Genomic DNA, 24,239 nt, shown 5'->3' with positions numbered 1-24,239 from the left:
ATAGGTAAGCGGGAATTTCCCGGTATTTATCTTTTGATAAAACCGTGCACCCGCTAATAGTTTGCTGTTTTTAATCCGTACTTAATGAGCATAACGCGTGTTCTCATTAATGGATCGAATCATTGATTGTTTAGCTGAATTCAAATGGTTACGGAGCGCAAGGGTGGCATCAAGGTCACTGCGGCAAATCAGAGCGCTGAGAATGGTCATATGCTCATCGACGGCAATGATATTGCGCTGTTTAAGATCGCTTTCGTCCCATTGATAGTGAAAATGAAAGATGACTGAGATGATCTCAAGAGATTGATCAAAAAAGATATTGTCGGCAGCTGAAAGCAGTAAGGAGTGAAAATCTCTGTCAAGTTGCGAGAACATGCGAAAGCTATTGCCGATGTTGTCACGCAGTAGCCGATGACGTTCGAGCATGGTTTTCGCCTGCAGCCAGCGGGGATCATGATCAGGCAGGTTGAGAAAGTGCTGAAGTGAATGTGTTTCGAGCATTTCGCGTAGTTCAAACAGCTGCTCGGCGTAGGATTGATCGAATTGCTTCATGCTCCACTGGCCGCGCTTTTCGCTTTGAATAAGATTATAACGGCCGAATTTTAAAAGATATTCTCTTACTACAACCGGGCTGACACCCGCGGCCCGAGCCAGTTGCAGTTCAGAAAAAGTTTCCCCAGGGCGTAACTGGCGCTGGTTTATCATCGTGAAAAAAGCCTGCTCAAACACTTTGTTTTGTTCACTCATTGAAGCGGTAGTACAGGCGAAACCGTCATCATGGTCAGGTTTACGCGCAATAACATAGTCGTTTCCAACCTGCGTTAAGACGCCGCATTCGCGTAAGTGGCTGAGAATATGACGCACTGTAGTGCGGCTGATGTTGTACATTTCCGCCAGCGCACTTTGCGATGGAAGTGGGGAAGGGATATGACCCCGCGCCATATCATCAATGACCTGGTTAATCACATTGTGGCGTAAATTTTGTGAACGACTCATATTTTCCTCCTTGTGAGTCCATTAAAACCCGATTTAAAACATTTTTATGCGTGTGTTTTCACAAAACAGATTTTCCGTTCCGCTGCCATTTTTCATTTTCATTGATATCTAAGGCAACAAAAAATGGAGAGCCGAATCATGTCTACGATGAATGTTTTAATTTGCCAGCAGCCGAAAGAATTAGTCTGGAAACAACGCGAGATACCTATTCCGGGTGACAATGAAGCATTAATAAAAATTAAGTCAGTCGGCATTTGTGGTACCGATATTCATGCCTGGGGTGGGAATCAACCATTTTTTAGTTATCCACGCGTTTTAGGCCATGAAATATGTGGGGAGATTGTTGGGCTGGGTAAAAATATTGCAAATCTTAAAAATGGACAGCAAGTAGCGGTGATCCCTTATGTTGCCTGTCAGCAATGCCCGACGTGTAAAAGCGGGCGTACCAATTGCTGTGAAAAAATTTCAGTCATTGGCGTGCATCAGGATGGCGGTTTTAGTGAGTATTTGAGCGTGCCGGTGGCGAACATTTTGCCCGCAGATGGTATTGACCCGCAGGCGGCAGCATTAATTGAACCTTTCGCTATTAGCGCTCATGCGGTGCGTCGCGCAGCCATTGCTCCCGGCGAGCAGGTGCTGGTGGTCGGGGCGGGGCCAATCGGTCTGGGCGCGGCGGCAATCGCTAAAGCCGATGGCGCACAGGTGGTGGTGGCGGATACCAGTCCGGCGCGCCGTGAACATGTGGCAACGCGTCTGGAATTACCTGTACTGGACCCGTCAGCCGAAGATTTTGACGCGCAGCTGCGGGCGCAGTTTGGTGGTTCGCTGGCGCAGAAAGTGATCGACGCGACAGGTAATCAACATGCGATGAATAACACCGTGAATCTGATTCGTCACGGCGGCACGGTGGTATTTGTCGGTCTGTTTAAAGGTGAGTTGCAGTTCTCCGATCCGGAATTCCATAAAAAAGAAACGACGATGATGGGTAGCCGCAACGCCACGCCGGAAGATTTCGCTAAAGTCGGTCGACTGATGGCGGAAGGAAAAATCACTGCCGACATGATGTTAACCCATCGCTACCCGTTCGCCACGCTGGCAGAAACCTACGAGCGCGATGTGATTAACAATCGTGAGTTGATTAAGGGTGTAATTACTTTCTGATAAGGCGAGATTATTAAAGTTGCCATGCAGCGTCCGGGGAAGTGTTGGGCGCTGTTTTTTTTCTGTTTCTCAATGATGTTTTGTAGGCCGGAGAAGGTGTGTAGGTCGCACCTTATGCGACCTACACATCAGTCAGAAATTACCCTTCACGTTCCACAACTTTAATTTCCACCATGCCGATCCCGAGCTTACGCGGCGAGTGTCCGAGGATATTCCCTTCGTTGGTTGAGACAGGTTCCGGCGGCACAATTACCAGTGTGTCGGCATCGGTTGGGTTATCGAAATGCAGTGTGGTGGTGGTCACTTCATTGCCCAGCACAAGAGTTTGTTCTTCATTGCCTACGCGTACCGGAATAGGACGGCTGGCGTTATTGCCGTATGCTTTGGCAGTAATCACCAGGTCAAATTTCTTCGGCAGCGGATGCTTGTACTCGATTTTTACTTCATCGCCCAGTTGCGCGTTGGACCAGCGGCCCCACGACTCCGGACGGGAAATCCCGCTAAACTGTTTCACCTCTTCTGGCGCACCGGCGACGTTAAAGATGAAACTGTCGGCTTTGTAGCGAATATCGTTATCAACAATCTTCAGCGTATCGACATTGCCTTTGTAACGCGCCATGTCGATGACCGTATCTTTAAATGCCGTTTTGCCCTTCCATGTTGTTTTGTCAACATGCTGGACAATTTGCTGACCGCCAAGCTGCCCTTGCGAGACACACCAGTCGGTGGAGAGTGCCAGTTCCGGAGCCCAAAGTTGTGCCATCTTGTAGCAACGGTCAACCCAGACGAAATTGTCGCGTGGAGCGAAATCGGCCAGCTGGAAACGCAGCGGTGCTGAGTATTCACTTTCCGGCAGCGGTTCCACGCGTTTGTCTGAAACCCGCAACAGCAGCGGCAAACGGAAATGGCTACCCGAGAAGGCAATCATGTTTTTCTGCTGGTCGATGGTGAACTCTTTCATCTCTTTAGGGAATTTCCACAGGCGGATGATATCCGGCTTCCACGCCAATGTTTTCTCTTTGATATTGAGGAAGATTTCCGACATTGACTGCCCGGATAAACTGCTACGACCAAGTCCGAGATAGTTATCGCCACCGAGAATGTCCAGCACCGTCGCGCCGTTATCCATCGTGTTACGCTTCACCGCCAGCGTCTCTTGCTGCGGCTTGTCGCCACGGATGACAAAAAACAGGTTATTGCGATCCTGTTTATTAAGGTATTTCCACGCCGTGTTGTTCATCGCTAAATGGTCAGAAGAGACGACGATGACGGTATCTTTAAACCACGGTGACGCTTTGATTTTGTTGATAAACGTCGCGATATTCTCCTGGCTGCAACTTACCGCGCTGAATGACTGATTCGGCTTACCGTCAAAATCATATTTTTTGCGGTTACAGGTACGCGAGATAAAACCATCCGGGTGATGGGTATCGACTGTCAGGGTAAACAGTGAGAATCGCTGACCTGAGCGGGAAAGCTCTTCAAACTTTTTCCACGCTTCATCGAGAACGGTATCGTCGTAGAATCCCCAGTCGTTGCGATAGTGCGGGTCGGCCACCACGCTTTTCAGCTCTTCTGAGCCGAATAAGTGGTCGAAGCCGTGCGATTTCAGGAACACATCTTTACCGGCAAAACGCAGATTCGCGCCCTGCACGAAATAGTTCTGATAACCCGAGTTTTTCAGGATATCGCCCAGACAGATGTTCTGCGGGAAGAAGCTGGAGACAGAGGCGGAGGCGTTACCTTCAAAGGGGGCAAACAGCGGTATGCCGCACTGAGAAGCCACCATGCCAGCAATCGTGTAATCTGTTCCCGGCAGCTGCTGCGTGTGGCTGAAATCCAGGCCTTCATTTTTCAACGCGCCCAGTTCAGGCGTGAGATCCGGGAAAGCCTCGTTATCAAAATAGGTCCGCTCGAGACTTTCGCCGTAGATATAAACCAGGTTGAGTTTCGGGTCAGGGATAGTTTTCGACGGCTCTTTATAATAAGCCGCAAAGTCCGGGTCGCCGTCGCGTGACTGGGATTTCACTAGTTCCGTTATCTGACGAAATGCCGGGCTGGCATCCACTGAGCCCAGCGCCAGTAAGAGTGCCAGCAGGCTGTAACCAAAATGGTGCGGATGATGGCGACGACGGCGCAGGATCCAGCCCAGCGCACCGAACACCGCCGTCAGCCCCAGCACAATGCCGATACCAGGCAGGATGTATTTACTGACACCAGCACCGGTCAGGCTGTTGGTTAAGGTATAGAGAACCGCGTCGTTAATACCATCGCCAGTAAAATAGTCGCTGGCAAACAGGGTGATATTTAAAACGACAAATAGCCCCAGTACCGTTAATGTGGCTGCAAACCACCAGGTGTTACGTCCCGCTTTCCATGCGTAAATCAGCACAGAGGCGAGAAAAAGGGCGAAAGAGAGTAGTTCTGACAACGGGCGATCCTCACTAAACCGGGCCGTTTAGCCAACGTTTAAGCTTTTTGAGAAGCACAATGTAATGGCGTCGCCATATTGCTGCAATTCTAGTGTCAAAAAAATGCGATGTTGTTAGGAATTAGTTTATAAACAGACTTTTTTGATCGCGGTCGCTTCCCGTGTAACAGGGGGAAAACCGTCCAGGAGCAGGGAAAAGGGCAGGAGAGAGCCGCGTCAGCCGGGTAACAGCTAAAACGCGGCGTTTCGCGGTTCAGGAAATGAAGTTCAGCCCCTGCTTTAACACCAGATCGCAGGCTTTGGTTTTCACCTTTTCTGCCAGCGGAGTCGTTCCAATATTATCCAGATTGAGTTGCTGACCATCTTTGGTTTTCAGCAAACCCTGAATGCCATCCAGATAGTTGGTGTCTTCTTTTTGCTCTTCACTGTTCAGGCCCAGTTTTTCCAGTACCTGATTCTTGATGTTTTCGGCATCGGTTACCGAAGCCAGCTTTTGCTTCGCGCAGTATTGCAGAATGCCTGCGGCATTGTTCATGTTATCTGCGCTTAAGGCCTGGTTCCCGCTGCTAAGCAAGTTAGTTAATGACGCGAGCGACCAACCGCCTTCCTGTGTCGTGCTGTTTTGGTTGCCAAGTTCGCTGGCGGCGCTGGAGAGCGCATCTTTCCAGGACGCAGCATGCACCCCGGTGGAAATTAATGCGCTGGCGGCAATGGCACAGCACAGAAGATGTTTAACAGTTTTCATCATCATTACTCAAGGTGGAATTGTGTCGCAGTATACCGCCAGAAACGGGGATTAATACTCTTTACCCGTTACCCGGCTACGGTAGCTATCCCAGTTGAAGATCACCCACAAACTGTTACCCAGGCGCATACGGTCCATCACGCGTTCGCCCAGCAACTTGGTCATCTCTTCCATATTACTGTTGGTCAGCATCCCGGTTGGGCGTTTGGAAGAAGAGCGGCGATCGACGATCTGGTTGATGATCACTTTTTCGTATTTCGATTCGGTCTGCACGCCGATCTCATCGATCACCAGCAGATCAACGTTGCTCAGATCGTTAAGTAGTTGTTCTTCGCTGGTACCGCTATTCCTGAAGGTATCTTTCATCGCCGACATAATATCGGCCACGGTGATGATCAATACGGATTTACCGCGTAGCAGCAGCTCGTTGCAGATTGCCGCCGCCAGATGGTTTTTGCCGGTTCCTGGCTTACCAGAAAAGATGAAGCTGGCGATGTTGCCGTCAAACTCTTCGACATACTGGCGCGCTTTGCTTAACGCATTCATCTGCCCTTCACACTCAACGCGATAGTTCTCAAAGGAGCAGTTCTGATGCAGTGGACGAATACCGGAGCGGTTAAAGGTGCGCTGCATTTTCATCGCCCGATTTTCACGTTCGAGAGCGGCGGAGCGGATCGCCCCTTGTTCTTTCTGCCAGGCCAGTAGTTCTTCACCCGTTTTGAAAGCAGGTTTGATATGGGCAGGCATCATTTTTTGCAGGCGTTGCATCAGGTCGCCAACGTTTTTCATCGTTACCCTCTGAATCCTGGTGGAATTTGGCTGTCAGGTTCACTGACCGTATTCACATCTCGTTTCGGCAGTCCGCCGTTGCTGGCACGACCGATTTGCAGGCTGCGCGCCAGTTTTTGTTGCCACTGCACATGGTGAAAGACTTTACCTTCCGCCTGCCAGTAGGCAATGAATGAGGCCAGTTCTTCGGTGGTCACCGGCTCTCTTAGTGCCACGCCCCATAGCGCCGCCAGGCGGATAAAGTCGGCATCGGGTTGCCAGTCCGGATACATGGCGAATTTCCCCATGGGTACAGCAACGGGAGCAGCTTGCGGTTCCTGATAGAGTTGATCGTCCAGAGCGACATCGCTTCCCGGACGCGCCAGCTTTTCTTCCAGCGCTAGCAGTTCAGCCAGGCGTGCAGGCGTGACGGCATAAAACGCCGGGGCATTGTTAGCAAATACGGCAACCACACCGCCTTCAGCTTTTGCCAGAACGGTTTGGTGATCGTGTACCAGGGCGTCAATACCAACGACGTCCGGGGTCAAAACTCTGGAAGACATACTGTTTCTCAAATATGGAACGATGAACGAGAAGGGAGATAACTTTTATAGTAACACACGGAGGAGAGGAGGCTGTCTCTCATCCGTGTGCTTAAGCGAGGCAATTTTATACGCGAGGGCGCTTGCGGTACAACCATAATCCAGGAATGGAAAGACCGATGGATAACGCACCAACAATTGATGAAGCTGTAAGAAAGTTGGTTAACAGGGTAATCATCAACGGTTCGCTGTAACCTAGCTGGCTGATTTTTACCGCCGAAATCATTGCGGTATAAGCCGATATGCCAGGGAACATAGGAATAACAGCCGCCACGGTAAACACTTTCGGATGCGCCAGATACCAGCGCGACCATTGAATACCAATGGTGCCGACCAGCATAGAAGCCATAAAAGTTGACCACTCAATATTCAGCCCGCTGGTCATTAAGATCATTCGGGAACCATGACCTATCGATCCAAGCAGCGCACACCAGCGTAACGCCCGCACGGGAACGTTGAACACCATCGCAAAGCCGACCGCAGGAATGGCGGCGAGGATCATATCCTGCGCCAACGCTAACAGAAATTCGATCACACCCATCCGCGTAGCCCCCAAATCGTCAGTGCCATCACCACGCCGACGCAGGTAGCCAGTGTCAGCAGACTGGCGATCGCCCAGCGTGCCAGTCCGGTATTGATGTGGCCTTTAAACATATCGGCGACGGCATTAATCAACGGAAAACCCGGCACCAGCAGCAGAACGCTGGCGGCCATCGCGATGGTGGGTGTATTGCTGAAAGTGGGAAGTTGCAAAAGCAAACCGGAAATGGTGGTGGCGGCGAAAGCGGTGAGGCAAAAGTTGATCTGTGGATGAAGATGACGTTGTGCCAGCAGCTGGCGGATATACATCGCGACCGTACTGGCAAAGAAGGTGATGACGGCACCATCCCAGCCACCTTTATTGAGTTTACAGAAACAGGCGCAAGAAAGGCCGACCATTAAGGCTACCAGCCATCTCGGGTAACGTAATGGCTGAATTTGGCTAAATCGTTTCTCTACACCTTTGTAATCCAGCAGATGATGCTCCGCCAGAATCACAATGTGCTGGACTTCAGTCACCACATGCATATTAATGCCGCGATCGTGATTTTTTCGTGTCGATGTCAGGCATTGCCCATCTTTAATGGTTGTCAGCACTATGGCGTTCGAAGAGATAGAACTTTCGACGCTGTCCATTCCCAACGCCCGACCCAGTCGTGAGGAAAGCTCATCAACCAACGCGCTTTCCGCACCATGTTGCAAAAGAAATAATCCACACTGGATACAAAGCCGTGTTACGGCTCGCTGTTGCTCAGTTTGCATAACTCGCCCTTTGTCATAGACGTGCTGCGTATTGTTCAGATAATGAGAATCCATTTGTATCATGAAGCACGGTTGTTTTGCGGTAGGTTAAGATCAAAATTGCGCTGATTAATCCTGGTTATCGGGAGAAGCTCGGTGATAAAAAGCGAATTATCTCTCGTCGCAAATAAATTATCACATGAATATTATCACTATAATGAATTTATTGTTTAGCCTTTACGAATCAGGATAAAAGATAACTGGGCGCGTTTTTTAATTTTTACAAGTTAAAACTATCAGATTTTATTGAATAAATATTGATTGTGTGATTTTGCATTCTACTGGAAGGGATATCAGTTAATTATAAATTAAATGAATGAGAATTCTGTTTTTCATTAAGTATTTCTAACAACTTAATGTAGATATTTTAAATGTCTCCAGGCTATTTCACCAGGTTATCATTTGATGCTAACCTTCTGACACATGCAGTGGAGTTGTTGTGCAGCAGGAGTATGCTGATATGAAAGTGAATGCTAAGGATAATTTATTCGCTTAATCTATTAATTTGCTGGAAACATTTAAGGAATGAATATCCTGAATAAACCATCGTAATTTTTAGACAGTGGATGTGGAGGAAATATGTTGCCAGGATGCTGCAAAAATGGAATTGTTATCAGTAAAATACCTGTTATGCAAGCAGGGTTAAAAGAGGTCATGAGGACTCACTTCCCTGAATATGAAATAATATCCAGCGCCTCTGCGGAGGACCTTACCTTATTACAATTACGTCGTTCCGGATTAGTCATTGCTGATTTAGCCGGTGAAAGTGAAGATCCACGTTCTGTTTGTGAACATTATTATTCTTTAATCTCGCAATATCGGGAAATTCACTGGGTTTTCATGGTGTCACGCTCCTGGTATTCCCAGGCAGTAGAACTGCTTATGTGCCCTACGGCGACGTTATTGTCTGATGTTGAACCCATTGAGAATCTGGTCAAGACCGTACGTTCCGGCAATACGCACGCAGAGCGTATCAGCGCCATGCTGACCTCTCCGGCAATGACTGAAACTCATGATTTTAGCTATCGCTCCGTCATTCTCACTCTTTCAGAGCGCAAGGTACTGCGGCTATTAGGTAAAGGATGGGGCATCAACCAGATAGCTTCATTGCTTAAGAAAAGTAATAAAACTATCAGCGCCCAAAAAAACAGTGCGATGCGTCGACTGGCAATTCACAGCAACGCTGAAATGTATGCATGGATAAATAGCGCGCAGGGTGCAAGAGAACTTAACTTGCCTTCTGTTTATGGAGATGCCGCAGAATGGAACACAGCCGAATTAAGAAGAGAAATGTCGCACTCATAGAAAAATGCGTCATGAGTAGTATCGGTATTGAGAGTTTATTCAGAAAGTTTGCGGGTAACCCTTATAAGCTCCATACCTATACCAGTCAGGAGTCATTTCAGGATGCCATGTCGCGGATCTCGTTTGCGGCGGTCATTTTTTCTTTTTCTGCCATGAGAAGTGAGCGCAGAGAGGGATTATCTTGCCTGACTGAACTGGCGATTAAGTTTCCGCGTACCCGGCGTTTAGTTATTGCGGATGATGATATTGAAGCTCGGCTGATTGGTTCATTGTCGCCATCACCGTTGGACGGTGTATTAAGTAAAGCGTCAACGCTGGAGATTTTTCATCAGGAACTCTTTTTGTCATTAAATGGTGTACGTCAGGCGACCGACCGACTGAACAATCAGTGGTACATTAATCAAAGCCGAACGCTAAGCCCGACGGAGAGAGAAATATTGCGCTTTATGTCGCGTGGCTACTCAATGACACAAATTGCCGAGCAGCTTAAACGCAATATCAAAACGATCCGTGCACATAAATTTAATGTGATGTCGAAACTGGGCGTCAGTTCTGATGCAGGGTTGTTGGAGGCCGCAGATATTCTGTTATGTATGCGGCATTGCGAAGCAAGTAATGTGTTGCATCCCTATTAATCCGCATGATGCCGGGTTTACTTCCCCGGCAGTGCTTTCATTTCAGCGTACAATCGCCACATTGCTGCACATCCGGTAAGCGATAACGCTGGCAGCAAGTGCGGCGCACCAGCAGGCCGTCGCGCAGTACCACGGTACGCCAGAGTGGATTATCTTCACCGTTCGTGAGCATTTTCTCAAAAAAGAGGGCATGGCGCAGCGATTCAACCGTCGCCTCGCCAAGCAGCTGCTTCATCTCAGTGAGATACCAGTTGATCAAATAACCGGTATTACTCCAGATAAGTTTGCCGTTGATCTCTCCCGTCGCTTCTAATGCCTGCACAACCGGAACCAGCGCCTGGCTGATTAACGTTTCCATTCGCTGCTGCGGCGAATGTGGTGTTGCGTTTTTATCTTCACACACATCGACCCAGAAACAGGCGGCGCGTCCGGTTTCGTGAAACTCAACGTGGAAATGTTCCGGCGACACATCTAATGCTTTTTCCTGCGTCAGCAGCGCCAACATTAATGGTGGCACCATCAGGCCGATATACCATTGCGCCCATAGTGAGATCAGCGGTTTGTTCTCGCGGATCATCGTTGGTTGGTTGCGATAGATATGATCGGAATAGACCGCGAGTAGAGAACTTAGCGCATTCGTTGATGACCATTGCGCCAGCGTCATGGCGTTAAGCGGAGCGGGTTCATCCAGGCGGATAAACTCGAGCAAATGTTCACGATGTTCGGCGATCGTCGCCCGTACGGCTTGTGCAAGCCCAGCATCCTGCGGCTGGAGATGCGTTCGCCAGATAACATCTTCATAGAGCGGTGCGGAACGATAGGCCATAATCGGGATAGTAATCTAAATGATAATGATTGCTAATCCTAGCGATAGGTTTACCCGATAGCAAGGGATTTCTCTGGCTTGCAAATGATAAAAATTATCATATGATATTGGTTATCATTATCAATGAAAGAGATGAAACCATGTTGCAACGTACGCTGGGCAGTGGCTGGGGAGTGTTGCTGCCGGGATTGCTAATTGCAGGGCTGATGTATGCGGATTTATCGCCGGATCAGTGGCGGATTGTCATTCTGATGGGATTAGTATTGACGCCGGTGATGCTGTATCACAAACAGTTGCGGCATTACATTTTGCTGCCATCGTGCCTGGCGCTTATTGCTGGCATCATGCTGATGATAATGAATTTGAAGCAGGGATGATAAAACAGGGAAGCAACAAGAAAGGAAGTAAAGATAATTGGTGCGAGGGGGGGGACTTGAACCCCCACGTCCGTAAGGACACTAACACCTGAAGCTAGCGCGTCTACCAATTCCGCCACCTTCGCACAGTCATCTTACTTTTTTTGATATCGCCTCGTTTGGTGCGAGGGGGGGGACTTGAACCCCCACGTCCGTAAGAACACTAACACCTGAAGCTAGCGCGTCTACCAATTCCGCCACCTTCGCCCAGTGCGAGCAATATCAACGTGGTTTTTGGTGCGAGGGGGGGGACTTGAACCCCCACGTCCGTAAGGACACTAACACCTGAAGCTAGCGCGTCTACCAATTCCGCCACCTTCGCATACCATCAATTCTTAAAAAGAATTGCTACCACGGAGGCGCATTCTAGTGGTTTTCAGCTTTTCGTCAATAGTTAATTATCGCCGGAGGTGTAATTGCTGGAAAAATGTCCATCAGCGAATTGTGGATAATTCGTTTGTCGGTCAGAGAAGGCGTGTACGCCGCATCCGACACGGTATGCGGCGACAGATATCAGATACTCAACCTTTCTTCGCCTGGCGGGTCATAATGGCGCGATACACCTTGAAGCGCCCGGTTTGCGCGATCACTTCGTGGAAGCCAAATGTCTCATCCAGCACGTCCGGGTAAGGCAGGAAGGCGTTCGCTACAATTCGCAGCTCGCCGCCGCTATTAAGATGACGCACCGCGCCGCGAATCAGCGTTTGCGCCGCATCCAGGCTGGTTTGCATCCCATCGTGGAACGGCGGGTTGGAGATGATCATATCAAAACGACCTTTCACCTCGGAAAAGACGTTACTGGCAAAGACTTCACCTTCAACACCGTTGGCCGCAAGTGTTGCGCGGCTGGCTTCTACCGCTGGCGCAGAGACATCGCACAGAGTGAGACGAATTTTCGGCGAATGGCGCGCAAAGGCAACAGAAAGCACGCCCGCGCCACAGCCGACATCCAGCACTTTACCTTTCGTGTGCGGAGTTAACGTCGAGAGCAGTAACTGGCTACCGACATCCAGACCGTCGCGGCTAAACACGCCCGGCAGCGTTTTGACCGTCAGGCCATCCACGTTATATTCGCCCCAGAATTTATCCGCATCAAATTCCGGCTGTTTTTCCAGACGACCAAAATAGAGGCCGCAGCGACGGGCGCTGTCGACTTTATTCAACGGCGCATAATCTGCCAGCATCTGTTCGGCGCTGCGCACGCCGCTGCGGTTCTCGCCAACGACAAAAATATCCGTGCCCACCGGCAGCAGAGAAAGTAAATTCATCAACTGGAACTGGGCTTCCGGTTTATTCTTCGGCCAGTAGTAGATCAGCGTATCGCAATCTGCGACGTCATCTGCCGTTGCGACCAGACTAAAACGGGCGTTATCCCCCATCTGGCGGCTTAACACCTGCCAATGGTGGAATTGCTGGGTATGAGCACGGCTGGCCGCGGTATCTAAACGCGCGGGCAGGTCATCCTGTAAGTCTCCGGCAAACAGAATACGGCTTTGTTCGAAATCATCACTGTGACGCAGCAAGACTTCACTTGCCGGGGTAAATGCAGACATGGAATGCTCCTCAATTGATACTGGCGGCGATTATAGCCATATGTTGGCGCGGTATCGACGAATTTGCTATATTTGCGCCCCTGACAACAGGAGCGATTCGCTATGACATCCCGACGAGACTGGCAGTTACAGCAACTGGGCATTACCCAGTGGTCGCTGCGTCGCCCTGGCGCGTTGCAGGGGGAGATTGCCATTGCGATCCCGGCACACGTCCGTCTGGTGATGGTGGCAAACGATCTTCCCGCCCTGACTGATCCTTTAGTGAGCGATGTTCTGCGCGCATTAACCGTCAGCCCCGATCAAGTGCTGCAACTGACGCCAGAAAAAATCTCGATGCTGCCACAAGGCAGTCGCTGCAACAGCTGGCGGTTGGGTACTGACGAACCGCTATCACTGGAAGGCGCTCAGGTGGCATCACCGGCGCTCACCGAATTACGGGCAAACCCAATGGCACGCGCCGCGTTATGGCAACAAATTTGCACATATGAACACGATTTCTTCCCTCGAAACGACTGATTTACCAGCGGCTTACCACATTGAACAACGCGCCCACGCCTTTCCGTGGAGTGAGAAAACCTTTGCCAGCAACCAGGGCGAGCGTTATCTCAACTTTCAGTTAACGCAAAACGGCAAAATGGCGGCGTTTGCGATTACGCAAGTGGTGCTGGATGAAGCTACATTGTTCAATATTGCGGTCGATCCTGACTATCAGCGTCAGGGATTGGGAAGGGCGCTGCTGGAACATCTGATCGACGAACTGGAAAAACGCGGCGTGGCGACGCTATGGCTGGAAGTCCGTGCCTCAAACGCTGCCGCCATTGCACTGTACGAAAGTTTAGGCTTTAACGAGGCGACGATTCGCCGCAATTACTACCCCACCACGGACGGTCGCGAAGACGCCATCATCATGGCGTTGCCAATCAGTATGTAAGACAAGGTGGAATAATGAAGTGGGACTGGATTTTCTTTGATGCCGATGAAACGCTGTTTACCTTTGACTCATTCACCGGCCTGCAGCGGATGTTTCTTGATTACAGCGTCACCTTTACCGCTGAAGATTTTCAGGACTATCAGGCCGTTAACAAGCCACTGTGGGTGGATTATCAAAACGGCGCGATCACTTCATTACAGCTTCAGCACGGGCGGTTTGAGAGCTGGGCCGAACGGCTGAACGTCGAGCCGGGTAAACTCAACGAAGCCTTTATTAATGCGATGGCGGAAATCTGTACGCCGCTGCCGGGCGCGGTTTCTCTGCTTAACGCCATTCGTGGCAACGCTAAAATTGGCATCATCACCAACGGCTTTAGCGCCTTGCAGCAAGTGCGTCTGGAACGCACGGGCCTGCGTGATTATTTCGATTTGCTGGTGATTTCCGAAGAAGTTGGCGTTGCCAAACCGAATAAGAAAATTTTCGATTATGCGCTGGAACAGGCGGGCAATCCTGACCGTTCACGCGTGCTGATGGTTGGCGACACTGCCGAGTCCGATATTCTCGGTGGCATCAACGCCGGGCTTGCGACCTGCTGGCTGAATGCGCACAATCGCGAGCAACCAGAAGGCATCGCGCCTACCTGGACCGTTTCTTCGTTGCACGAACTGGAGCAGCTCCTGTGTAAACACTGATTGCCTCCCCCCCGTTGATGGGTAAAATAGCCGCAATTTTTCGTTTTCAACAAGCGCGGCGCGATGCCGCTTACTCAAGAAGAAAGAATTATGACGTTGTCTCCTTATTTGCAAGAGGTGGCGAAGCGCCGCACTTTTGCCATTATTTCTCACCCAGACGCCGGTAAGACTACCATCACCGAGAAGGTGCTGCTGTTCGGACAGGCCATTCAGACCGCCGGTACAGTAAAAGGCCGTGGTTCCAACCAGCACGCTAAGTCGGACTGGATGGAGATGGAAAAGCAGCGTGGGATCTCCATTACTACGTCTGTGATGCAGTTTCCGTATCACGATTGCCTGGTTAACCTGCTCGACACCCCGGGGCACGAAGACTTCTCGGAAGATACCTATCGTACCCTGACGGCGGTGGACTGCTGCCTGATGGTTATCGACGCCGCAAAAGGTGTTGAAGATCGTACCCGCAAGCTGATGGAAGTTACCCGTCTGCGCGATACGCCGATCCTCACCTTTATGAACAAACTTGACCGTGATATCCGCGACCCGATGGAACTGCTCGATGAAGTTGAGAACGAGCTGAAAATCGGCTGCGCACCGATCACCTGGCCGATTGGCTGCGGCAAGCTGTTTAAAGGCGTTTACCACCTTTATAAAGATGAAACCTATCTTTATCAGAGCGGTAAAGGCCACACCATTCAGGAAGTCCGTATTGTTAAAGGGCTGAATAACCCGGATCTCGACGCTGCGGTTGGTGAAGATCTGGCGCAGCAGCTGCGTGATGAACTGGAGCTGGTGAAAGGCGCGTCTAACGAGTTCGACAAAGAATTGTTCCTTGCGGGCGAAATCACTCCGGTATTCTTTGGTACTGCGCTGGGTAACTTCGGCGTCGATCATATGCTGGATGGTCTGGTGGAGTGGGCACCTGCGCCGATGCCGCGTCAGACTGATACCCGTACCGTAGAAGCGAGCGAAGACAAATTTACCGGCTTCGTATTTAAAATTCAGGCCAACATGGACCCGAAACACCGCGACCGCGTGGCGTTTATGCGCGTGGTATCCGGTAAATATGAAAAAGGCATGAAACTGCGCCAGGTGCGCACCGCGAAAGATGTGGTGATCTCCGACGCGCTGACCTTTATGGCGGGCGACCGTTCGCACGTTGAAGAAGCGTATCCGGGAGACATCCTCGGCCTGCACAACCACGGCACCATTCAGATCGGCGACACCTTTACCCAGGGTGAGATGATGAAGTTCACCGGTATTCCGAACTTCGCACCAGAACTGTTCCGTCGTATCCGCCTGAAAGATCCACTGAAGCAAAAACAGCTGCTCAAAGGGCTGGTACAGCTTTCCGAAGAGGGCGCAGTGCAGGTGTTCCGTCCGATCTCCAACAACGACCTGATCGTTGGTGCAGTTGGTGTGCTGCAGTTTGATGTGGTGGTAGCGCGCCTGAAGAGCGAATACAACGTTGAAGCAGTGTATGAGTCAGTCAACGTTGCCACTGCACGCTGGGTAGAATGTGCGGACGCGAAGAAATTCGAAGAGTTCAAGCGTAAGAACGAAAGCCAACTGGCGCTTGATGGCGGCGATAACCTCGCTTACATCGCTACCAGCATGGTCAACCTGCGTCTGGCGCAGGAACGTTATCCGGACGTTCAGTTCCACCAGACCCGCGAGCATTAATTCTTGCCTCCAGGGCGCGGTAGCCGCTGCGCCCTGTCAATTTCCCTTCCTTATTAGCCGCTTACGGAATGTTCTTAAAACATTCACTTTTGCTTATGTTTTCGCTGATATCCCGAGCGGTTTCAAAATTGTGATCTATATTTAACAAAGTAATGACATTTCTGACGGCGTTAAATACCGTTCAATGCGTAGATATCAGTATCTAAAGCCGTCGATTGTCATTCTACCGATATTAATAACTGATTCAGAGGCTGTAATGGTCGTTATTCATCACCCATCGCTTTTGTGATGGCGACCATTGACTTCTGTAGAGGGTGAAGTCTCTCCCTATTCAGCAATGCAACCTCGTGTTGCCAGGCTCAAATTACGAGCAAACATACAGGAATAAATCGATGACTATGACAAGACTGAAGATTTCGAAAACTCTGCTGGCTGTAATGTTGACCTCTGCCGTCGCGACCGGCTCTGCCTACGCGGAAAACAACGCGCAGACTACCAATGAAAGCGCAGGGCAAAAAGTCGATAGCTCTATGAATAAAGTCGGTAATTTCATGGATGACAGCGCCATCACCGCGAAAGTGAAGGCGGCGCTGGTGGATCATGACAACATTAAGAGCACCGATATCTCTGTCAAAACCGATCAAAAAGTCGTGACCCTGAGCGGTTTCGTTGAAAGCCAGGCTCAGGCCGAAGAGGCAGTGAAAGTGGCGAAAGGCGTTGAAGGGGTGACCTCTGTCAGCGACAAACTGCACGTTCGCGACGCTAAAGAAGGCTCGGTGAAGGGCTACGCGGGTGACACCGCCACCACCAGTGAAATCAAAGCCAAACTGCTGGCGGACGATATCGTCCCTTCCCGTCATGTGAAAGTTGAAACCACCGACGGCGTGGTTCAGCTCTCCGGTACCGTCGATTCCCAGGCACAGAGCGACCGTGCTGAAAGTATCGCCAAAGCGGTAGATGGTGTGAAAAGCGTTAAAAATGATCTGAAAACTAAGTAATTCGTCGTAATTCGTCCTCCCGAACTTTGTCGGGAGGCGCGATGTGCACCACACTAAAAATATCGCATTGAGTGATTTTCACGCTCATATCAAGCGGTGACATTAACTATGGTAAAGGAGACGCTTATGTTTCGTTGGGGCATCATATTTCTGGTTATCGCGTTAATCGCCGCCGCACTTGGGTTTGGTGGTCTGGCCGGTACCGCTGCAGGCGCAGCTAAAATAGTCTTTGTCGTCGGGATTATTCTGTTCCTGGTGAGTTTGTTCATGGGCCGAAAACGACCCTAGATTTCAGACCATTAAGAAAATTTTATCCAAAGCCAGTCCAGCGGACTGGCTTTTGCGGTTTTAGCGAATAATAAATTGCGTTACTTTGTCATTCTTTCACAACAAAAACAGGAAGGCAGAGGTGGGGCAGCGAATACCTGTAACGCTTGGTAATATTGCGCCGTTGTCGCTAAGGCCGTTCCAGCCTGGACGAATAGCTCTGGTGTGCGAAGGCGGCGGACAGCGTGGAATTTTCACGGCTGGCGTGCTGGATGAGTTTATGCGCGCGCAGTTTAATCCTTTCGATCTTTATCTCGGCACATCTGCCGGGGCGCAGAACCTCTCGGCGTATATCTGCAATCAGCCCGGTTACGCGCGCAAAGTCATCATGCGCTATACCACAAAACGCGAATTTTTCGATCCATTGCGCTTTGTCCGTGGAGGAAATCTTATCGATCTCGACTGGCTGGTGGAGGCCACTGCAAGCCAGATGCCGTTGCAAATGGATACCGCCGCGCGGTTGTTTGACAGCGGCAAATCGTTTTATATGTGCGCCTGTCGTCAGGATGACTATGCGCCGAATTACTTTTTACCAACCAAACAAAACTGGCTGGATGTGATTCGCGCCTCCAGTGCGATACCTGGCTTTTATCGTAGCGGAGTGTCGCTGGAAGGCATTAACTACCTGGATGGCGGGATCAGTGATGCGATTCCGGTTAAAGAGGCGGCAAGGCAGGGAGCAAAAACCTTGGTCGTCATCCGCACCGTGCCGTCGCAAATGTACTACACGCCGCAGTGGTTCAAACGCATGGAACGCTGGCTGGGTGACAGTAGCCTGCAGCCGCTGGTCAATCTGGTGCAGCATCATGAAACCAGCTATTGTGATATTCAGCAATTTATTGAGAAACCACCGGGCAAACTGCGGATATTCGAAATTTATCCGCCGAAGCCATTGCATAGTATCGCGCTTGGCAGTCGGATTCCGGCGCTGCGTGAAGACTATAAACTTGGGCGTTTATGCGGTCGTTATTTCCTGGCAACGGTTGGCAAGCTATTAACTGAAAAAGCGCCGCTAACCCGCCATCTGGTGCCAGTGGTGACGCCGGAATCGATTGTCATTCCGCCTGCGCCAGTCGCCAACGATACGCTGGTTGCCGAAGTGAGCGATGCTCCGCAGGCGAACGACCCGACATTTAACAATGAGGATCTGGCTTGATTTGCCGTTTTATCGACACCCACTGCCATTTTGATTTCCCGCCGTTTAGTGGCGATGAAGAGGCCAGCCTGCAACGCGCGGCACAAGCGGGCGTAGGCAAGATCATTGTTCCGGCGACAGAGGCGGAAAATTTTGCCCGCGTGCAGGCGTTAGCGGAAAAATATCAACCGCTGTATGCCGCATTGGGCTTGCATCCTGGTATGTTGGAAAAACATAGCGATGTGTCTCTTGATCAGCTACAGCAGGCGCTGGAAAGGCGTCCGGCGAAGGTGGTGGCGGTGGGGGAGATCGGTCTGGATCTCTTCGGCGACGATCCGCAATTTGAGAGGCAGCAGTGGTTACTCGACGAACAACTGAAACTGGCGAAACGCTACGATCTGCCGGTGATCCTTCATTCACGGCGCACGCACGACAAACTCGCGATGCATCTTAAACGCCACGATTTGCCGCGTACTGGCGTGGTTCACGGTTTTTCCGGCAGCCTGCAACAGGCTGAACGGTTTGTACAGCTGGGCTACAAAATTGGCGTAGGCGGCACTATCACCTATCCACGCGCCAGTAAAACCCGCGATGTCATCGCAAAACTACCGCTGGCATCGTTGTTGCTGGAAACCGACGCGCCGGATATGCCGCTCAACGGCTTTCAGGGGAAGCCTAATCGCCCGGAACAGGCCGCGCGGGTGTTTGCCGTGCTTTGCGAGTTACGCCCGGAACCCGCGGATGAAATTGCCGAAGTGTTGCTTAATAACACGTATACGTTGTTTAACGTGCCGTAGGCCGGACAAGGCGTTTACGCCACATCCGGCATGTCACAAATACAGCGCCGGAAATATCAACCGGCTCACCCCGCGCACCTTTAACGCATCAGCCAACTGCTCAACATCTTCCGGTGTGGCGCTCGGCCAGCTTTGCGCTTCGCCATACACGCCGTGGGCATGAAACGCGTTCAGGCGTACCGGAACATCGCCAAGTACCTTGATAAACGCCGCCAGTTCTTCGATGTGTTGCAAATAATCCACCTGGCCAGGGATTACCAGCAAACGCAGTTCCGCCAGCTTGCCGCGCTCTGCCAGCAAATAGATGCTGCGCTTAATCTGCTGATTATCGCGTCCGGTTAACTGTTGATGACATTCGCTCCCCCACGCTTTGAGATCGAGCATCGCGCCGTCGCACACCGGGAGCAATTTTTCCCAGCCGGTTTCGCTCAACATACCGTTACTGTCCACCAGACAGGTGAGATGGCACAGTTGCGGATCATTTTTGATAGCAGTAAACAGCGCCACCACAAACGGTAGCTGGGTCGTGGCTTCGCCGCCGCTTACCGTTATCCCTTCGATAAACAGCACTGCTTTGCGGATATGGCTAAGCACCTCATCCACGCTCATGGACTGCGCCATTGGCGTGGCATGTTGCGGACACATCTTCAGGCAGGTATCACATTGCTCGCAGACCACAGCGTTCCACACCACTTTGCCGTCAACAATCTGCAACGCCTGATGCGGACACTGTGGCACGCACTCCCCGCAGTCATTGCAACGTCCCATCGTCCACGGATTGTGACAGTTTTTGCAGCGCAGATTGCAGCCCTGCAAAAACAGAGCCAGACGACTGCCTGGCCCGTCAACGCAGGAGAAGGGGATAATCTTACTGACTAAAGCGCATCTGCTGTTCATGGCTTATCACGCGCGGCTGGCGTTCCAGAATACGAGTGTTACGTGCGGCCTCTTCGCCCAGCCAGGTGGTGTTGGTACGTGAACCTTCGGCGCGATATTTTTCTAAATCCGACAAACGCACCATATAACCGGTAACGCGAACCAGATCGTTACCGCTGACATTGGCGGTAAATTCACGCATTCCGGCTTTAAAGGCACCGAGGCAAAGCTGTACCAGCGCCTGCGGATTACGTTTGATGGTTTCGTCGAGCGTCAGAATGTCGCTGATGCCGGAATAATAATAAGCATGATGCGGGGCGACGGTTTGCAGATGGGTGATCGGATCTGGCTCATCACCATACGGCAAACGTGCGCCCGGCGTGGTGCCGATATCGGAACTTATCCCTGACTGTGCGTGTAACATGGCGCGTTTTTGCCAGCCATATTTCACGGGGGTATTGGCGACAAACTCCGCCAGTTGCGCGCTGATGCGATAACCCACTTCATTTGCGGCGGCTTCTTTACCGTAGCGCGCGGCAATCCCTTCTTTCTCACACAGCAAGTTAACCGCTTCCGCCAGCCCATACATGCCAAACATTGGCACAAAACGTTCAGGGTTAATCAGCCCTTCTTTCACCAGGAAGCTATTCTCAAAGAAGTGTGATTGTTGATAGAGGAATTCACACCGCGCATCGATGATGGCGATCTGCTGCTGGCAGTAGTGCGGTAGAGTGCGCGCAAAGAAGTCATCCAGCGATTCGCTGCGCTCGGCAATGGCTTTCAGGTTAAGGCGTACCAGCGTGCTGCCACCACCCGCCAGCGGCAGTGAGTTGTAACAGCTCACAATCCCGTAGCCCCCTTTTGTGAAAATTTTATCATGCACCGGACCGTTGGCGATGTGCGGTTTGCTACATTCACAGATGTTCTTCGCCACTTCCTGCAGCAGGTCATCAGGGGTGATTTCAGGATCGTAGATAAAGGTCAGGTTCGGTGAAACCTGCTTCAGCTCTGCATCTGCACGTAAGATTGCACGGGTGATGGGCGAATCAGACGGGCCGATATTGGCGTGCATAAAGGCGTCTGGCAGGGTTCTGTCGAGGTAACGCCAGAAACGTTTTATTCGAATATCGATCTCGTCTTGTGTTAGAATTCTAACATACGGTTGCAACAACGCATCCAGTTGCCCCAGGTAGACCGGCATCGATGTGACCGACGGTACGTGGTGGTAAAGAATGGTCAGCAGAGAGAGTGCATCATCAAGATCTTTCGCGCCTTCCAGCTCCAGCCATTCGGAACCGTTCGCCAGAAAACGGGCGTAATCGGGTAAGACATAGCGCGGTTTGTACGGCGCATGACCTTCAAACATATCGCAGATTACACCCTCATCCAGCGCGCGGCGGGCTTCGGCAGGAAGCTGCGGATAAGGCAGATTGTTTTCTGCTTCCAGCGCCAGAAAATGGCGCTTCTGCTCCGGGCTAAGTACCGGACTGGTGACAATTTGCTGGCAACGTTGTTGCAGTGCAATCTCATGAGAAGTGGGCATCTTCTTTTCCTTTTATGCCGAAGGTGATGCGCCATTGTAAGAAGTTTCGTGATGTTCACTTTGATCCTGATGCGTTTGCCACCACTGACGCATTCATTTGAAAGTGAATTATTTGAACCAGATCGCATTACAGTGATGCAAACTTGTAAGTAGATTTCCTTAATTGTGATGTATATCGAAGTGTGTTGCGGAGTAGATGTTAGAATACTAACAAACTCGCAAGGTGAATTTTATTGGCGACAAGCCAGGAGAATGAAATGACTGATCTGAAAGCAAGCAGCCTGCGTGCACTGAAATTGATGGACCTGACCACCCTGAATGACGACGACACCGACGAGAAAGTAATTGCTCTGTGTCATCAGGCCAAAACTCCGGTCGGCAATACCGCCGCTATCTGTATCTATCCTCGCTTTATCCCAATTGCTCGCAAAACGCTGAAAGAGCAGGGTACCCCGGAAATCCGTATCGCTACGGTAACCAACTTCCCACACGGTAACGACGACATCGACATCGCGCTGGCAGAAACCCGTGCGGCAATCGCCTACGGTGCCGATGAAGTTGACGTAGTGTTCCCGTACCGTGCGCTGATGGCAGGTAACGAGCAGGTTGGTTTTGACCTGGTGAAAGCCTGTAAAGATGCTTGTGCGGCAGCGAATGTACTGCTGAAAGTGATCATCGAAACCGGCGAACTGAAAGACGAAGCGCTGATCCGTAAAGCGTCTGAAATCTCCATCAAAGCGGGTGCTGACTTCATCAAAACCTCTACCGGTAAAGTGGCAGTGAACGCGACGCCGGAAAGCGCGCGCATCATGATGGAAGTGATCCGTGATATGGGCGTAGAAAAAACCGTTGGTTTCAAACCGGCGGGCGGCGTGCGTACTGCGGAAGATGCGCAGAAATATCTCGCCATCGCCGATGAACTGTTCGGCGCTGATTGGGCCGATGCGCGTCACTACCGCTTTGGCGCTTCCAGCCTGCTGGCAAGCCTGCTGAAGGCTCTGGGCCACGGCGACGGTAAGAGCGCCAGCAGCTACTAAGGCTTGATTTGCCGGATGACGCAGCGATGCTCATCCGGTTCCCCGATTACCTCGTCTCTTTTCCACGGGAGGTTACCTTGTTTCTCGCACAAGAAATTATTCGTAAAAAACGTGATGGTCATGCGCTGAGCGATGAAGAAATTCGTTTCTTTATCAACGGTATTCGCGACAACACTATCTCCGAAGGGCAGATTGCCGCTCTCGCGATGACCATTTTCTTCCACGATATGACAATGCCTGAGCGTGTCTCGCTGACCATGGCGATGCGAGATTCAGGAACCGTTCTCGACTGGAAAAGCCTGCATCTGAATGGCCCAATTGTTGATAAACACTCCACCGGTGGCGTCGGCGATGTGACTTCGCTGATGTTGGGGCCGATGGTCGCAGCCTGCGGCGGCTATATTCCGATGATCTCCGGTCGCGGCCTCGGTCATACTGGCGGTACGCTCGACAAACTGGAATCCATCCCTGGCTTCGACATTTTCCCGGATGACAACCGTTTCCGCGAAATTATTAAAGACGTCGGCGTGGCGATTATCGGCCAGACCAGCTCACTGGCTCCGGCGGATAAACGTTTCTACGCGACCCGTGATATTACCGCAACCGTGGACTCCATCCCGCTGATCACCGCCTCTATTCTGGCGAAGAAACTGGCGGAAGGTCTGGACGCGCTGGTGATGGACGTGAAAGTGGGTAGCGGCGCGTTTATGCCGACCTACGAACTCTCTGAAGCCCTTGCCGAAGCGATTGTTGGCGTGGCTAACGGCGCTGGCGTGCGCACCACCGCGCTGCTCACCGATATGAATCAGGTACTGGCCTCCAGTGCAGGTAACGCGGTTGAAGTTCGTGAAGCGGTGCAGTTCCTGACGGGTGAGTATCGTAACCCGCGTCTGTTTGATGTCACGATGGCGCTGTGCGTGGAGATGCTTACCTCCGGCAAACTGGCGAAAGATGACGCCGAAGCGCGCGCGAAATTGCAGGCGGTGCTGGACAACGGTAAAGCGGCAGAAGTCTTTGGCCGTATGGTGGCGGCACAAAAAGGCCCGACCGACTTCGTTGAGAACTACGCGAAGTATCTGCCGACAGCGATGCTGACGAAAGCAGTCTATGCTGATACCGAAGGTTTTGTCAGTGAAATGGATACCCGTGCGCTGGGGATGGCAGTGGTTGCAATGGGCGGCGGACGCCGTCAGGCATCTGACACCATCGATTACAGCGTCGGCTTTACTGATATGGCGCGTCTGGGCGACCAGGTAGACGGTCAGCGTCCGCTGGCGGTTATCCACGCGAAAGACGAAAACAGCTGGCAGGAAGCGGCTAAAGCGGTGAAAGCGGCAATTAAACTTGCCGATAAAGCACCGGAAAGCACACCAACTGTCTATCGTCGTATCAGTGAATAACGGTATACTGATCTGATCATTTAAATTTGAAGCACTGAGTACGG

25 protein-coding genes and 3 tRNA genes are annotated in these 24,239 nt (G+C 51.2%); 14 read left to right on the top strand and 14 right to left on the bottom strand.

Annotation, left to right across the window (positions count from 1 at the left end; genetic code table 11):
• Positions 1 to 81 precede the first annotated feature (81 nt).
• On the bottom strand, positions 82 to 996 hold the full coding sequence (locus ACJHYD_RS07040) for a GntR family transcriptional regulator (RefSeq protein ID WP_000091572.1): 915 nt from the start codon (positions 994 to 996) through the stop codon (positions 82 to 84).
• A gap of 138 nt (positions 997 to 1,134) precedes the next feature.
• On the opposite strand from ACJHYD_RS07040, the gene lgoD reads away from it, so the two are divergent.
• On the top strand, positions 1,135 to 2,157 hold the full coding sequence (lgoD, locus tag ACJHYD_RS07035) for an L-galactonate oxidoreductase (RefSeq protein WP_001596491.1): 1,023 nt from the start codon (positions 1,135 to 1,137) through the stop codon (positions 2,155 to 2,157).
• 139 nt (positions 2,158 to 2,296) lie between these two features.
• Here the strand turns inward: lgoD and opgB are convergent, their stop codons facing one another.
• The 6 genes from opgB to ACJHYD_RS07005 all read right to left on the bottom strand — a co-directional run bounded on the left by opgB (position 2,297) and on the right by ACJHYD_RS07005 (position 8,005).
• Positions 2,297 to 4,588: a phosphatidylglycerol--membrane-oligosaccharide glycerophosphotransferase gene (gene opgB, locus ACJHYD_RS07030; protein ID WP_001292647.1), complete on the bottom strand. Its 2,292-nt coding sequence runs from the start codon at positions 4,586 to 4,588 to the stop codon at positions 2,297 to 2,299.
• A gap of 253 nt (positions 4,589 to 4,841) precedes the next feature.
• Positions 4,842 to 5,336, bottom strand: a complete 495-nt coding sequence (gene yjjA, locus ACJHYD_RS07025; RefSeq protein ID WP_001308243.1) for a DUF2501 domain-containing protein YjjA — start codon at positions 5,334 to 5,336, stop codon at positions 4,842 to 4,844.
• A gap of 48 nt (positions 5,337 to 5,384) precedes the next feature.
• Positions 5,385 to 6,122, bottom strand: a complete 738-nt coding sequence (dnaC, locus tag ACJHYD_RS07020) for a DNA replication protein DnaC (RefSeq protein ID WP_000799911.1) — start codon at positions 6,120 to 6,122, stop codon at positions 5,385 to 5,387.
• A 2-nt stretch (positions 6,123 to 6,124) separates the two neighbouring features.
• Positions 6,125 to 6,664 (bottom strand): primosomal protein DnaT, encoded by a 540-nt coding sequence (gene dnaT, locus ACJHYD_RS07015; protein WP_000098818.1) that lies wholly within the window; start codon positions 6,662 to 6,664, stop codon positions 6,125 to 6,127.
• 106 nt (positions 6,665 to 6,770) lie between these two features.
• Positions 6,771 to 7,244 (bottom strand): threonine/serine exporter, encoded by a 474-nt coding sequence (locus tag ACJHYD_RS07010; protein ID WP_000538191.1) that lies wholly within the window; start codon positions 7,242 to 7,244, stop codon positions 6,771 to 6,773.
• The gene (locus tag ACJHYD_RS07005; RefSeq protein ID WP_001346517.1) at positions 7,235 to 8,005 is read right to left on the bottom strand and encodes a threonine/serine exporter ThrE family protein; all 771 of its coding nucleotides are present in this window, start codon (positions 8,003 to 8,005) and stop codon (positions 7,235 to 7,237) included. Before ACJHYD_RS07005 ends, ACJHYD_RS07010 begins: the two co-directional genes overlap by 10 nt.
• A gap of 618 nt (positions 8,006 to 8,623) precedes the next feature.
• On the opposite strand from ACJHYD_RS07005, the gene ACJHYD_RS07000 reads away from it, so the two are divergent.
• Positions 8,624 to 9,349, top strand: coding sequence for a helix-turn-helix domain-containing protein (locus tag ACJHYD_RS07000; protein WP_000936635.1), 726 nt, complete (start codon positions 8,624 to 8,626; stop codon positions 9,347 to 9,349).
• Positions 9,307 to 9,984, top strand: coding sequence for a DNA-binding transcriptional activator BglJ (gene bglJ / locus ACJHYD_RS06995; RefSeq protein WP_001300509.1), 678 nt, complete (start codon positions 9,307 to 9,309; stop codon positions 9,982 to 9,984). Before ACJHYD_RS07000 ends, bglJ begins: the two co-directional genes overlap by 43 nt.
• A 37-nt stretch (positions 9,985 to 10,021) precedes the next feature.
• On the opposite strand, the gene fhuF is transcribed toward bglJ, so the two are convergent.
• Positions 10,022 to 10,810 (bottom strand): siderophore-iron reductase FhuF, encoded by a 789-nt coding sequence (gene fhuF, locus ACJHYD_RS06990; protein ID WP_001550564.1) that lies wholly within the window; start codon positions 10,808 to 10,810, stop codon positions 10,022 to 10,024.
• A gap of 140 nt (positions 10,811 to 10,950) precedes the next feature.
• Between fhuF and ACJHYD_RS06985 the strand changes: the two genes are divergently transcribed.
• Entirely contained in the window at positions 10,951 to 11,187 is a 237-nt protein-coding gene (locus ACJHYD_RS06985) for a DUF1435 domain-containing protein (protein ID WP_001550565.1), read from the top strand.
• 38 nt (positions 11,188 to 11,225) lie between these two features.
• Here ACJHYD_RS06985 and ACJHYD_RS06980 read toward each other — a convergent pair.
• From ACJHYD_RS06980 to rsmC, 4 genes are all read right to left on the bottom strand, one after another.
• A tRNA-Leu gene (locus ACJHYD_RS06980) sits at positions 11,226 to 11,312 on the bottom strand.
• 34 nt (positions 11,313 to 11,346) lie between these two features.
• Positions 11,347 to 11,433, bottom strand: a tRNA-Leu gene (locus ACJHYD_RS06975).
• A gap of 28 nt (positions 11,434 to 11,461) precedes the next feature.
• A tRNA-Leu gene (locus ACJHYD_RS06970) sits at positions 11,462 to 11,548 on the bottom strand.
• 199 nt (positions 11,549 to 11,747) lie between these two features.
• Positions 11,748 to 12,779, bottom strand: coding sequence for a 16S rRNA (guanine(1207)-N(2))-methyltransferase RsmC (rsmC, locus tag ACJHYD_RS06965; RefSeq protein WP_001272308.1), 1,032 nt, complete (start codon positions 12,777 to 12,779; stop codon positions 11,748 to 11,750).
• Between the two features lie 102 nt (positions 12,780 to 12,881).
• On the opposite strand from rsmC, the gene holD reads away from it, so the two are divergent.
• The 8 genes from holD (at position 12,882) to ACJHYD_RS06925 (ending at position 19,339) form a co-directional block, all read left to right on the top strand.
• Positions 12,882 to 13,295, top strand: a complete 414-nt coding sequence (holD, locus tag ACJHYD_RS06960; protein ID WP_001550566.1) for a DNA polymerase III subunit psi — start codon at positions 12,882 to 12,884, stop codon at positions 13,293 to 13,295.
• Positions 13,264 to 13,710: a ribosomal protein S18-alanine N-acetyltransferase gene (rimI, locus tag ACJHYD_RS06955; protein ID WP_001092461.1), complete on the top strand. Its 447-nt coding sequence runs from the start codon at positions 13,264 to 13,266 to the stop codon at positions 13,708 to 13,710. The genes holD and rimI overlap by 32 nt, the downstream gene beginning before the upstream one ends.
• A 14-nt stretch (positions 13,711 to 13,724) precedes the next feature.
• Positions 13,725 to 14,402 carry a pyrimidine 5'-nucleotidase gene (gene yjjG, locus ACJHYD_RS06950; RefSeq protein ID WP_000870712.1) on the top strand — a complete coding sequence of 226 codons (678 nt, stop codon included), beginning with the start codon at positions 13,725 to 13,727 and terminating at the stop codon, positions 14,400 to 14,402.
• Positions 14,403 to 14,492: 90 nt separating this feature from the next.
• Entirely contained in the window at positions 14,493 to 16,082 is a 1,590-nt protein-coding gene (gene prfC, locus ACJHYD_RS06945; protein ID WP_000175940.1) for a peptide chain release factor 3, read from the top strand.
• A 392-nt stretch (positions 16,083 to 16,474) separates the two neighbouring features.
• Positions 16,475 to 17,080 carry a molecular chaperone OsmY gene (gene osmY, locus ACJHYD_RS06940; protein ID WP_001295748.1) on the top strand — a complete coding sequence of 202 codons (606 nt, stop codon included), beginning with the start codon at positions 16,475 to 16,477 and terminating at the stop codon, positions 17,078 to 17,080.
• Between the two features lie 126 nt (positions 17,081 to 17,206).
• Positions 17,207 to 17,368, top strand: a complete 162-nt coding sequence (locus tag ACJHYD_RS06935) for a DUF1328 domain-containing protein (RefSeq protein WP_000490275.1) — start codon at positions 17,207 to 17,209, stop codon at positions 17,366 to 17,368.
• A 121-nt stretch (positions 17,369 to 17,489) separates the two neighbouring features.
• Entirely contained in the window at positions 17,490 to 18,563 is a 1,074-nt protein-coding gene (locus ACJHYD_RS06930; RefSeq protein ID WP_001550567.1) for a patatin family protein, read from the top strand.
• The gene (locus ACJHYD_RS06925; RefSeq protein WP_001550568.1) at positions 18,560 to 19,339 is read left to right on the top strand and encodes a metal-dependent hydrolase; all 780 of its coding nucleotides are present in this window, start codon (positions 18,560 to 18,562) and stop codon (positions 19,337 to 19,339) included. The genes ACJHYD_RS06930 and ACJHYD_RS06925 overlap by 4 nt, the downstream gene beginning before the upstream one ends.
• A gap of 33 nt (positions 19,340 to 19,372) precedes the next feature.
• On the opposite strand, the gene ACJHYD_RS06920 is transcribed toward ACJHYD_RS06925, so the two are convergent.
• Together ACJHYD_RS06920 and ACJHYD_RS06915 are read right to left on the bottom strand one after the other, a co-directional pair.
• Positions 19,373 to 20,236: a YjjW family glycine radical enzyme activase gene (locus tag ACJHYD_RS06920; protein WP_001550569.1), complete on the bottom strand. Its 864-nt coding sequence runs from the start codon at positions 20,234 to 20,236 to the stop codon at positions 19,373 to 19,375.
• Positions 20,208 to 21,758 (bottom strand): YjjI family glycine radical enzyme, encoded by a 1,551-nt coding sequence (locus tag ACJHYD_RS06915; protein WP_001550570.1) that lies wholly within the window; start codon positions 21,756 to 21,758, stop codon positions 20,208 to 20,210. Before ACJHYD_RS06915 ends, ACJHYD_RS06920 begins: the two co-directional genes overlap by 29 nt.
• Before the next feature lie 257 nt (positions 21,759 to 22,015).
• On the opposite strand from ACJHYD_RS06915, the gene deoC reads away from it, so the two are divergent.
• Positions 22,016 to 22,795 (top strand): deoxyribose-phosphate aldolase, encoded by a 780-nt coding sequence (gene deoC / locus ACJHYD_RS06910; RefSeq protein WP_001550571.1) that lies wholly within the window; start codon positions 22,016 to 22,018, stop codon positions 22,793 to 22,795.
• 77 nt (positions 22,796 to 22,872) lie between these two features.
• Entirely contained in the window at positions 22,873 to 24,195 is a 1,323-nt protein-coding gene (gene deoA, locus ACJHYD_RS06905) for a thymidine phosphorylase (RefSeq protein ID WP_000477829.1), read from the top strand.
• Positions 24,196 to 24,239 lie beyond the last annotated feature (44 nt).

This window comes from Escherichia sp. WS1368, assembly GCF_046487485.1.
GTDB lineage: Bacteria > Pseudomonadota > Gammaproteobacteria > Enterobacterales > Enterobacteriaceae > Escherichia > Escherichia coli.
This window is presented reverse-complemented; position numbering and strand designations above follow the sequence as displayed.

What these genes read in the sequence shown, in the direction of transcription:
- dnaT (WP_000098818.1), bottom strand. Translation starts at nt 6,664, where the DNA reads ATGTCTTCCAGAGTTTTGACCCCGGACGTCGTTGGTATTGACGCCCTG.
- dnaC (WP_000799911.1), bottom strand. Translation starts at nt 6,122, where the DNA reads ATGAAAAACGTTGGCGACCTGATGCAACGCCTGCAAAAAATGATGCCT.
- ACJHYD_RS07005 (WP_001346517.1), bottom strand. Translation starts at nt 8,005, where the DNA reads ATGCAAACTGAGCAACAGCGAGCCGTAACACGGCTTTGTATCCAGTGT.
- osmY (WP_001295748.1), top strand. Translation starts at nt 16,475, where the DNA reads ATGACTATGACAAGACTGAAGATTTCGAAAACTCTGCTGGCTGTAATG.
- ACJHYD_RS07000 (WP_000936635.1), top strand. Translation starts at nt 8,624, where the DNA reads ATGTTGCCAGGATGCTGCAAAAATGGAATTGTTATCAGTAAAATACCT.
- ACJHYD_RS06985 (WP_001550565.1), top strand. Translation starts at nt 10,951, where the DNA reads ATGTTGCAACGTACGCTGGGCAGTGGCTGGGGAGTGTTGCTGCCGGGA.
- ACJHYD_RS07010 (WP_000538191.1), bottom strand. Translation starts at nt 7,244, where the DNA reads ATGGGTGTGATCGAATTTCTGTTAGCGTTGGCGCAGGATATGATCCTC.
- lgoD (WP_001596491.1), top strand. Translation starts at nt 1,135, where the DNA reads ATGTCTACGATGAATGTTTTAATTTGCCAGCAGCCGAAAGAATTAGTC.
- rsmC (WP_001272308.1), bottom strand. Translation starts at nt 12,779, where the DNA reads ATGTCTGCATTTACCCCGGCAAGTGAAGTCTTGCTGCGTCACAGTGAT.
- ACJHYD_RS06935 (WP_000490275.1), top strand. Translation starts at nt 17,207, where the DNA reads ATGTTTCGTTGGGGCATCATATTTCTGGTTATCGCGTTAATCGCCGCC.
- prfC (WP_000175940.1), top strand. Translation starts at nt 14,493, where the DNA reads ATGACGTTGTCTCCTTATTTGCAAGAGGTGGCGAAGCGCCGCACTTTT.
- yjjG (WP_000870712.1), top strand. Translation starts at nt 13,725, where the DNA reads ATGAAGTGGGACTGGATTTTCTTTGATGCCGATGAAACGCTGTTTACC.
- ACJHYD_RS06920 (WP_001550569.1), bottom strand. Translation starts at nt 20,236, where the DNA reads ATGAACAGCAGATGCGCTTTAGTCAGTAAGATTATCCCCTTCTCCTGC.
- ACJHYD_RS06915 (WP_001550570.1), bottom strand. Translation starts at nt 21,758, where the DNA reads ATGCCCACTTCTCATGAGATTGCACTGCAACAACGTTGCCAGCAAATT.
- holD (WP_001550566.1), top strand. Translation starts at nt 12,882, where the DNA reads ATGACATCCCGACGAGACTGGCAGTTACAGCAACTGGGCATTACCCAG.
- rimI (WP_001092461.1), top strand. Translation starts at nt 13,264, where the DNA reads ATGAACACGATTTCTTCCCTCGAAACGACTGATTTACCAGCGGCTTAC.
- bglJ (WP_001300509.1), top strand. Translation starts at nt 9,307, where the DNA reads ATGGAACACAGCCGAATTAAGAAGAGAAATGTCGCACTCATAGAAAAA.
- yjjA (WP_001308243.1), bottom strand. Translation starts at nt 5,336, where the DNA reads ATGATGAAAACTGTTAAACATCTTCTGTGCTGTGCCATTGCCGCCAGC.
- fhuF (WP_001550564.1), bottom strand. Translation starts at nt 10,810, where the DNA reads ATGGCCTATCGTTCCGCACCGCTCTATGAAGATGTTATCTGGCGAACG.
- deoC (WP_001550571.1), top strand. Translation starts at nt 22,016, where the DNA reads ATGACTGATCTGAAAGCAAGCAGCCTGCGTGCACTGAAATTGATGGAC.
- ACJHYD_RS07040 (WP_000091572.1), bottom strand. Translation starts at nt 996, where the DNA reads ATGAGTCGTTCACAAAATTTACGCCACAATGTGATTAACCAGGTCATT.